The sequence below is a fragment of the Aquibaculum arenosum genome (assembly GCF_029222965.1).
Classification (GTDB): domain Bacteria; phylum Pseudomonadota; class Alphaproteobacteria; order Kiloniellales; family DSM-21159; genus Aquibaculum; species Aquibaculum arenosum.
Genome location: NZ_JARHUD010000012.1, coordinates 49540 through 56644, shown reverse-complemented (window position 1 = coordinate 56644; position 7105 = coordinate 49540). Strand labels below are relative to the sequence as shown.

The 7105-nt window shown below is 65.7% G+C and carries 4 protein-coding genes; 2 read left to right on the top strand and 2 right to left on the bottom strand.

The window, feature by feature from the left end; genetic code table 11:
• Positions 1 to 648: 648 nt before the first annotated feature.
• Positions 649 to 2166 carry a M23 family metallopeptidase gene (locus tag P2G67_RS15450; protein WP_275824158.1) on the top strand — a complete coding sequence of 506 codons (1518 nt, stop codon included), beginning with the start codon at positions 649 to 651 and terminating at the stop codon, positions 2164 to 2166.
• Between the two features lie 261 nt (positions 2167 to 2427).
• Here the strand turns inward: P2G67_RS15450 and clpB are convergent, their stop codons facing one another.
• On the bottom strand, positions 2428 to 5019 hold the full coding sequence (gene clpB / locus P2G67_RS15445; protein WP_275824157.1) for an ATP-dependent chaperone ClpB: 2592 nt from the start codon (positions 5017 to 5019) through the stop codon (positions 2428 to 2430).
• A gap of 533 nt (positions 5020 to 5552) precedes the next feature.
• On the opposite strand from clpB, the gene P2G67_RS15440 reads away from it, so the two are divergent.
• Positions 5553 to 6308: an MOSC domain-containing protein gene (locus P2G67_RS15440; RefSeq protein WP_275824156.1), complete on the top strand. Its 756-nt coding sequence runs from the start codon at positions 5553 to 5555 to the stop codon at positions 6306 to 6308.
• On the opposite strand, the gene P2G67_RS15435 is transcribed toward P2G67_RS15440, so the two are convergent.
• Positions 6248 to 7093, bottom strand: a complete 846-nt coding sequence (locus P2G67_RS15435; protein ID WP_275824155.1) for a hypothetical protein — start codon at positions 7091 to 7093, stop codon at positions 6248 to 6250. The two genes, P2G67_RS15440 and P2G67_RS15435, sit on opposite strands and share 61 nt — an antisense overlap.
• Between the last annotated feature and the right edge of the window lie 12 nt (positions 7094 to 7105).

Below are 7105 nucleotides of genomic sequence, written 5' to 3'. Positions count from 1 at the left end.
TTAACGAAGAGATCCACGAACAATCGACGCCCCTGTATCGATCCACATCAGACCGGATCGCGACAAACAACGCCGCCCGCGTATCCCTTCCCTCATTCCAACAATGTCAAGCAACCGCGAAGCCGAAACCCCGCAAAATCTCACCCCACCGGGCACAAGCAACCCCACGACCGATCTCCCGGTCCTGCGGCTCGCCCCATCCTAGCGATGATGCCCCCAACAAGCAATGCCTCAAACATCGCCCCGGGAGCCCCGGTCACCGCCCCGCCAGAACCCCTCAAGGACCCCGTCGCTGCGGTGAGCCGGGTTCTAGGCCCCACAGACCAACCACGCAAGACAAAAAATCGCCAAAGCGTCAAAAAAGTTTCGCAACGGGTTTGCGCGCCCCTTATCACCGCCTGAACGGGAAGGCGGTTTCTCAAGGGATTCCGAGGCTTGCAGGCTGTTGACAGGGAATCGCTTGAACGGCATCTTTCTTGCAGTCATCGCACAGGGCGCCCGCGTCGGCGCCGACCGCGGTGATGAGGGACAGCGGAATCGGGGCCGGCTTCGACCCCTTTCGAGGTACCTGGACGGCAGTGGCAGCAGGGGCGCCTTGCCTGTCCGTATGGGATTCAGCGACGCAGCAACAGCAGGAGATCGGGGGGCATGACAGCGAACCCGGAAGGTAAGGGACCCACGCGCACATCCTGGCGCCTTCCTCTTTGCGCCGGCGTGGCGCTGGCGGCAGTGGGACTGGGCAGTTTCCTTGCCGTGGCCGCTGGGCTGGGCGGCGGCATCAATCTCTCTCTGGCATCCAAAGCCGACAACCGCGGATCGCTGGCGCAGGCTGCGCCGAAGGAGTCCCCTGCCACTGCTAATGTCACTGCCGAGCTGGCGCCGGTCGATCTCGATGCAGCGCGCGACCCGCTCGCCGATCGTCTCTACCTCACAAACTTCGCCCCCGGCCTGCGCAGCGCCCCCGCCTCAAGCCGCCGGGATCTGCAGCGCCTGCATGAGTCTCTTGTAGAAGTGCGCCGCGGCGATACGCTCATGGCGCTCCTGACCCGCGCCGGCGCCCCCCGGGCCGACGCCCATGCCGCCATCGCGGCCCTGGCGGAACAGTACGATCCGCGCAAGCTGCGCCCGGGCCAGGAAATCCAGCTCGCCTTCAGCGCCCAGGGCGAGCAGGCCGCGCTGGAGTGGCTGCGCCTCGTGCCCGACGCCACCTCTGAGGTGCACGTGCAGCGCGACAGCGCGGGCTACGTCGCGCTCGCGGTCGAGCGTCCCCTGGCGGCCCAGGAGCGCTACGCCGAGGGGCGCATCGATACCAGTCTCTTCGCGGCGGCCGCCGCCAACGGTGTGCCACACGCCATCCTGGTCGATGCGATTCGCGCCATGAGCTACGACGTGGACTTTCAGCGCGACATTCAGCCGGGCGACGGTTTCGAACTCTTCTATGACAGCCTCACCGATGAAAGCGGTGCGACGGTAAAGAGCGGTGACCTGCACTATGTGGCCCTGGCGCTGGGCAATCGGGAGCGGGCCTACTATCGCTTCGAGACCGAAGACGGCATCGTCGACTTTTTCGATGCCAATGGCCTCTCCGCGCGGCGCGGCCTGCTGCGCACACCCATCGACGGGGCGCGCATCTCCTCCAACTTCGGCATGCGGCGGCACCCCATCAAGGGCTACACCCGCATGCATCAGGGCACCGACTTTGCCGCGCCCACCGGCACCCCGATCTACGCCGCCGGCGACGGGGTGGTCGAGAAAGCCGGGCGCAACGGCGGCTATGGCAACTACATCAAGATCCGCCACGGCAACGGCTACGGCACCGCCTATGCCCACCTGAGCCGCTTTGCCAAGGGCCTCAAGGCGGGCAGCCGGGTCACCCAGGGTGATGTCATCGGCTATGTGGGCAGCACCGGCGCCTCCACCGGTCCGCACCTGCACTACGAGGTGCATGTGAATGGCAAGCAGGTGAACCCGGCTTCGATCAAGCTGCCCACCGGCCGTCAGTTGGCCGGCGCCGAGATGGAGCTCTTCGAGAAGCGGGTGCAGGAAATCAACCGCAAGCGCCTGCAGCAGCGCCAGATCCAGGTGGCGAGCATCGAACAGCGCCGCCAGCAGCTCCCGCAGGTTTGCGGCGGGGCACTTGGCGACAGCACCGACGCCAGCTGCTGATCGGCAGACGGCCGCGGTCCTGCGCGGGATCCCGACCGGGCCATTGGACGTAAAGGCAACGAAGGGCGGCGCAGGCAGCGCCGCCCTTCGTCATTGAGCGAAGTGAGCGTCAGCGAACTGAACGTTTAGAGCGGATCGCGTTTGATCTGTTACGTGCAGCGTTCAGAACAAACGCGTGAATCCGCTCTGAATCAAGGGTGTATGGCCAGATTCACGACTCAAACCGGGTCGCTTCGCGAACCCGATTTGAGTCGATCTGCTCTAGGCTGCTTGGACCAGTGAGCCGTTGATGGTCAGGCCGCCCTCGTCGGCCGCCACAGTCACGCTCTCGCCTTCGGCGACCCGTCCGGCAAGAATCATCTCCGCCAGTGGATTCTGCAGTTCGCGCTGAATCACCCGCTTCAGCGGCCGAGCGCCATAGACCGGGTCGTAGCCGGCATTCGCCAGCCAGCGCTTCGCCGAGTCCTCCATGACCAGCTCGATCTTGCGGTCGGCCAACAGCGCCTCGAGATGACGCAGCTGGATGTCGACGATCCCTGTCATCTGCTCGCGGGTCAGGCGATGGAAGAGCAGGATCTCGTCTAGGCGGTTGAGGAACTCCGGCCGGAAGGCCGCCCGCACCACATCCATCACCTGGCTGCGCACTGCATCGGAGTCCTGACCTTCGGCCTGACCGGCCAGGATGTCGGCGCCCAGGTTCGAGGTCAGCACGATCAGCGTGTTGCGGAAGTCGACCGTGTGCCCCTGCCCGTCGGTCAGGCGCCCGTCGTCGAGCACCTGCAGCAGCACGTTGAAGACATCGGGATGCGCCTTTTCCACCTCGTCGAAGAGGATCACCTGATAGGGCCGGCGACGCACCGCTTCAGTGAGCGAGCCGCCCTCCTCGTAACCCACATAGCCCGGCGGTGCGCCAATCATGCGGCTGACGGCGTGCTTTTCCATATACTCCGACATGTCGAGCCGCAGCAGAGCGGTCTCGTCGTCGAAGAGGAAGGCGGCCAGCGCCTTGGTCAATTCGGTCTTGCCGACACCCGTCGGCCCCAGAAAGAGGAAGGAGCCCATGGGCCGGTTCGGATCTTGCAGTCCAGCCCGGGCCCGGCGCACGGCGTTGGAGACGGAGGTGATCGCTTCCTCCTGCCCGATGACGCGCTTTCGCAACAGCGCTTCCATCTGCAGCAGTTTTTCGCGTTCGCCCTCCAGCATCTTGTCCACGGGAATGCCGGTCCAGCGCGAGACCACGCCGGCGATGTGCTCGGGCAGAACCTGCTCATCCAGCAGGTGCTCCTCCTCGGCCACTTCCGCTTCGGCCAGGCGGCGCTCCAAATCAGGCAGGGTGGCATAGCGCAGCTCGGCGGCCCGTTCGAGATCGCCGCGACGCTGAGCCGCCTCCACCTCGAGGCGCGCCTGCTCCAGCTGTTCCTTCAGCTTCTGGGCGTCGGCCAGCTTAGCCTTCTCCGCCTGCCAGCGCACGGTGAGTTCCGCCGACTGCGACTCCAGTTCGCCCAGCTCCTTTTCCAGCTTCTCCAGCCGCTCCTGCGAGGCGCGGTCGCTTTCCTTCTTCAGCGCCGCCTGTTCGATCTTGAGCTGGATGATCCGACGATCGAGCTCGTCGAGCTCTTCTGGCTTGGAATCGACTTCCATGCGCAGCCGGCTGGCCGCCTCATCGATCAGGTCGATCGCCTTGTCCGGCAGGAAACGGTCGCTGATGTAGCGGTTGGACAGCGTGGCAGCCGCCACCAGCGCACCATCGGCGATACGCACACCGTGGTGCAGCTCGTACTTCTCCTTGAGCCCGCGCAGGATGGAAATGCTGTCCTCGACCGAGGGCTCGGAGACGAAGACCGGCTGGAAGCGCCGGGCGAGCGCCGCATCCTTTTCGATGTGCTTGCGGTACTCGTCGAGCGTGGTGGCGCCGACGCAGTGCAGTTCACCGCGCGCGAGCGCCGGCTTCAGCATGTTGGAGGCGTCCATGGCCCCGTCGGCCTTGCCGGCGCCCACCAGGGTATGCAGCTCGTCGATGAAGACGATGATCTCGCCCTCGCAGGCGGAAATCTCCTGCAGCACCGCCTTCAGCCGCTCCTCGAACTCGCCGCGGAACTTCGCGCCGGCCACCATGGCACCCAGGTCGAGGGACATGAGGCGCTTGTGCTTGAGGCCTTCGGGCACGTCGCCATTGATGATGCGCTGCGCCAGGCCCTCCACGATGGCGGTTTTGCCCACACCGGGGTCGCCGATCAGCACGGGGTTGTTCTTCGTGCGTCGGGAGAGGACCTGAATGGTGCGGCGAATCTCCTCGTCGCGGCCGATCACCGGGTCCAGCTTGCCCTCGCGCGCCGCCTCAGTGAGGTCGCGTGCGTACTTCTTGAGCGCGTCGTAACCTGCCTCGGCATTGGCACTGTCGGCGGTACGGCCCTTGCGCAGCGACTCAACGGCGCTGTTGAGCGCCTGCGGCGTCACACCGGCTTCAGCCAGAGCCTTGCCGGCCGGGTTGTTGCCGTCGAACGCCAGGGCGGTGAGCAGCCTCTCCGCGGTGACATAGGAGTCGCCGGCCTGCTCGGCCAGCTTCTCTGCCTGCTCGAAGCTGCGCGCCAGTTCCGGTGAAAGGTAGATCTGCCCAGCGCCGCTGCCCTCGACCTTGGGCTGACGCTCAAGCGCGGCCTCGACCGCCGAAAGCGCCTTGGCGCCGTCGCCGCCCGCCGCCCGGATCAGGTTGGCCGCGAGCCCTTCCTTGTCGTCCAGCAGCACCTTCAAAAGGTGCTCTGGGGTCAAACGCTGATGCCCGCGTCGCAGGGCCAAGCCCTGGGCCGACTGCAGAAAACCGCGGGAGCGTTCGCTGTACTTCTCGAAATCCATGCTTCTCCTGCCCTCCTCGTCCGCGCCCAAAGTGGCGCACGGTCGACGATGCTGTTGTTGTCGGAATGGACCGCACCCAAAAGACTAGCGGCATGCGGCCCGCAAGGCGTTGATCGAAATCACACACGCCTGGAGTGGATATGGGCTGAGGCGCGCAAGACTCAAGATAGCGAGCGCACTGGAACGGCACCGGCCAGGCAAAAAAAGAACCCCCGTGCTTCTGCACGGGGGTCGAAGGTCAGGAGAGATCGATGCCTGGGTCAAACGGTGCCGGAGCGACGAGGGATTGCTCTCCAGCGAGGACCGCCGCCCCCAAACAACGGCTGCACTCTAAGGGCAGTTTTTGCAGGGCGCAACTGCAATTCACTCTCATGTGCAAACTTGTTACGGACATTCTTATGGCGGAAAGGCCCCCGGGGTGACACAGCCCCGCAGAGCCGCCGTCACCCGGGACTCCGACCGAAGGGCTCACCCGGGCGTTGACCCGGCGGGGGCGCTCGGCTTGACTGGCCTGAAAGGGAGACAGGCCAAGCATGATCCTGCAGGGACTCTACCGCTATCCCGTCAAGGGCCTGAATGGCAAAGCACTGGACCGGGTTGCCTTGACCAGCCACGCCAGGCTGCCAGGCGATCGCCGCTTTGCGCTGGCCCACGGCTCGGCCCCCTGGGAGGCCAGCCTGCCCCGCTGGCTGCCGCCCAAACACTTCTACAGCCTGCGCAGCGAACCACGGCTGGCCAGCCTGAGTGCCGACTTCGATCCGGATAGTGGCGTGCTGACCCTGGAGCGGCGCGGACGGCAGCTCGCCCGTGCGGTCATTACCGAGCCGCTTGGCCGCGCCATGATCGGTCAGTTCTTCGCCGACTACCTGGGTCCGGACGGTCGTGGGGTGCCGAAACTGGTGGAAGCCGAAGCCGGCGAGGGTATGACCGATGTGCCCCAGCCCTGGATCTCCCTGCTCAACCTGGCCAGCGTCGAGGACCTGGCGCGAGTGGCGCGACGGCCGGTCGACCCGCGCCGCTTCCGCGCCAATCTCTGGATCGAGGGCGCCGCCGCCTGGGAGGAGTTCAGCTGGGTGGGACGCAACCTGCGCATCGGCACGGCAAAGCTTCGTGTCATGGAACCCATCGAGCGCTGTGCTGCCACCAACGTCGACCCCGACAGCGCGACGGTCGACATGAACCTGCCGCTGCTGCTGCGCCGGGGCTACCAGCACCTCAACATGGGCGTCTACTGCGAGGTGGTCTCCGACGGCGAGGTGGCGTCGGGCGATGAGCTGCTGCTGGACTGAAGCAGTCTCTCACGCCGCTCCCGGATTGTTTTGCGCGCCTGTAGCAGCGGCCGGTCCGGACGTAGCTCGTCCCCAGACACCAGGGTCACGGCCACGGGGCGACGCTGAAGGTCAAAGCTCAGGGCGCCGGCGCTGAGTTGCTCGAAGGAGCCGGTGGCCTTCCGCAGAACCCGCTCCAGGTCCCCAGCGAAATCAACAGTCCAGAAATCCGCGCCCAAACGCGTGTAGCCGAGGTCAAGGTGACCGGCTTGGGCCAGCAGGCTTGCGTAAAACGCGAAGAGACTATCGCGCGACTGAAAGAAGCTTTCCGGCTCCGCGGTTACCAGCCAGCTGTCCACCAAGTCCCCTCGTGGCAGCCTCTCTGGTGGATCGGCGGGTTCGGGCGCATCGCACGCCAGCAAAACGGCCTCCTGCTCATAGAGCCAGGCCAGCCCCGCTGCCAGTTCCCGCGCCTGGCGCCAGCCGGCTTCGCTGTCTTCTGCGCTCAGTTGCAGATGAATACTGGGACTGTTGGACCAGCGCCAACCGCCCCAGGTGACCTTCGGCGCCGAGAGCGTGAGATCATCCCCTGACAGCGCAGCGTCCAGCAGATCCGGCAAGGCCTCCGCCTCCGCCCGCGTGACCGCCTGGTGGTGATCAAGATCGGCTGGCGGCGGAACTGTGGCCGCGGAGAAGACCTCATAGGCCAGATCGCAACGCAAAGCGGCCTGGACCACTCCGGTCCAGGCCGCTGTTACTGCCGTCAGTGATGCTGCCAGGCAGGCAGTAAAGATCGCTTGCCGCACTACGGGCACCTA

Excerpts from the sequence above, each read along its gene's own strand:
- P2G67_RS15450 (WP_275824158.1), top strand. The coding sequence starts at position 649 with ATGACAGCGAACCCGGAAGGTAAGGGACCCACGCGCACATCCTGGCGC.
- clpB (WP_275824157.1), bottom strand. The coding sequence starts at position 5,019 with ATGGATTTCGAGAAGTACAGCGAACGCTCCCGCGGTTTTCTGCAGTCG.
- P2G67_RS15440 (WP_275824156.1), top strand. The coding sequence starts at position 5,553 with ATGATCCTGCAGGGACTCTACCGCTATCCCGTCAAGGGCCTGAATGGC.